Raw genomic sequence first — 2,311 nt, 5'->3', positions numbered from 1 at the left:
GCCGAGAGTACTGCGGGGTCAGCCCGTGGGAGGCCAGGGCGCCGCTGACCGGTGGACGGCACCGAGCCGTACGCTTGGACTGAGAAGGGGGAGGCCTCGCGGCCTCCCCCTTTTTTGCGTTAATTGCGGCGTTCACTAAGCAATTAAATCAATCCAATCATCCACCGGTGAATATAAACGTTCACCGTTCTGTGGTCGGTTCTCTGTTCTCAATGGACTAATATTTGCTTTAGCGCGCTGATGCGCTTGTCCTGTTTTACACGGGTTGTTTTATTGATTGTGACGGAAGGACTCACATGGCAGATGTTCATGAGCTGCTTGATACTTGGATTGCCAATGTCAAGGACGAGGAGCTCCTCGCTGAGCTCAACACGATGAAGGAGCAGGGTGATGAGGACGCCATCACCGACGCTTTCTTCCAGGATCTCGCCTTCGGTACTGCCGGCCTTCGCGGCACTATCGGTGCGGGCACTAACCGTATGAATATCTATACGGTCGGTCGTGCGACCCAGGGATTCGCTGACTACCTCAATGCGACCTTCGAGCATCCGACGGTCGCCATCGCTCGCGATAGCCGCAATAAAGGTGAGCTGTTCGTCAAGACTACGGCTGCCATTCTTGCAGCAAACGGCGTGACTGCCCTCGTGTATCCCAAGATTTCTCCCGTGCCGACGCTCTCCTGGGCCGTCCGCGACCTTAAGTGCTCCGGTGGCATTTGCATGACCGCTAGTCATAATCCGGCGCCTTATAACGGCTATAAGGCCTATGGCCCCGACGGCTGCCAGATCACCAGCGAGGCCGCCGATGCAATTTCTAAGGCTATCGCCGAGACCGATACGTTCACCGGCGTGAAGTCCATGGACTTCGATGAGGCTCTTGAGCAGGGTCTGGTCAAATGGATCGATGACTCGTGCCTCGAGCGTTATTATGACGCCGTTCTCGCCCGCGGCGTGACCAACCTTTCTGCCGAGGAGATCGCTGGCGCTCCGCTTAAGCTCGTCTACACTCCGCTCAACGGCACCGGCCTCATTCCCGTCACGACGGTGCTCGAGCGCGCTGGCATCACCGATGTCACGGTTGTTCCCGAGCAGAAGGAGCCTAACGGCGATTTCCCGACCTGCCCGTATCCTAACCCCGAGATTCGTCAGGCCATGCAGAAGGGCATTGACCTGTGCGAGCAGGTTCACCCTGATCTGCTGCTTGCAACCGATCCTGACGCCGATCGCGTTGGCGTTGCCGTTAAGAATGGCGATGACTATCTGCTGCTGACCGGCAATGAGATGGGCGTTCTGCTGCTCGACTATATCTGCAAGACCCGCGCTGCTCGCGGTGAGGACCTCACTAAGAAGGTTGCTGTCACTACTATCGTTTCTTCCGCCATGGTTGACGCTCTGGCCGACGAGTACGGTTTTGAGCTCCGCCGCTGCCTGACGGGCTTCAAGTACATCGGCGACATCATTACTTCTCTTTCCGATGCTGGCGAGGTCGATCGCTTTATCTTCGGTTTTGAGGAGAGCTACGGCTATCTGGCCGGCGACCACGTGCGCGACAAGGACGCCGTGAGCACTTCGCTTTTGATTTGCCAGATGGCGCAGTATTACAAGCTCCAGGGAAAGAACCTTGCCGACGCGATGCACGAGCTGTACGAGAAGTATGGCTACTATCACAACAAGACGATTTCGCTGAGCTATCCGGGTGCTGAGGGTGCGGCAAAGATGGCCGGCATCATGGCCGGTCTGCGCGAGAACCCGCCCGCGGAGCTCGCCGGTTCCAAGATTGAGGCCGTCGTTGATTACAACACCTGCGTGAACGGCCTGCCGAAGGCTAATGTTATTGAGTTCGATCTTGAGGGTGGCAACAAGGGTATTGTTCGTCCTTCCGGCACCGAGCCCAAGATTAAGCTGTACATCTTCGCTAAGGGCGCGGATGCCGCCGAGGCAGATGCAGCACTTGACGCGATCGAGGAGTCCGGTCGCAAGCTGCTGGCATAAGGTATTTAAGAGTCTATAGCTATAGATGGGCTAAAGAGGGGATCTCGGATGCGAGGTCCCCTCCTGTTTTTAACCAGCCAACCGAGAGTACTTATATGTGTAGGAAATGTGTACGCCCAGATTCCCGCCCCCGGCGCCCCTCCGGTCTGGCAATATATCTCCTTGCCGCGCGGCCCGGTGCAACCGGGAACCAGCGCAGGCGTGCACCTTGAGAACCGGATACTGCGAGGATGGACACTTCAGGTGTCGCATCCGGGCAGACATCGAACCATTTGAAATGGTCTAACTTGGATTTGTTTTTCGCAAGGCCGCCGAGAGGC

Annotated in this window: 1 protein-coding gene; it reads left to right on the top strand. The window is 57.0% G+C overall.

The features are described 5' to 3' along the window. Positions 1-296 precede the first annotated feature (296 nt). Positions 297-1,991 carry a phospho-sugar mutase gene (locus AB5750_RS09655; RefSeq protein ID WP_006235592.1) on the top strand — a complete coding sequence of 565 codons (1,695 nt, stop codon included), beginning with the start codon at positions 297-299 and terminating at the stop codon, positions 1,989-1,991. The last annotated feature ends 320 nt before the right edge of the window (positions 1,992-2,311 follow it).

Source organism: Collinsella aerofaciens (assembly GCF_040926185.1).
In the GTDB taxonomy this organism is placed as follows: Bacteria; Actinomycetota; Coriobacteriia; order Coriobacteriales; family Coriobacteriaceae; genus Collinsella; species Collinsella aerofaciens_BC.
The sequence above is the reverse complement of the archived record's forward strand: the minus strand, read 5'-3'. Positions and strand labels throughout refer to the sequence as shown.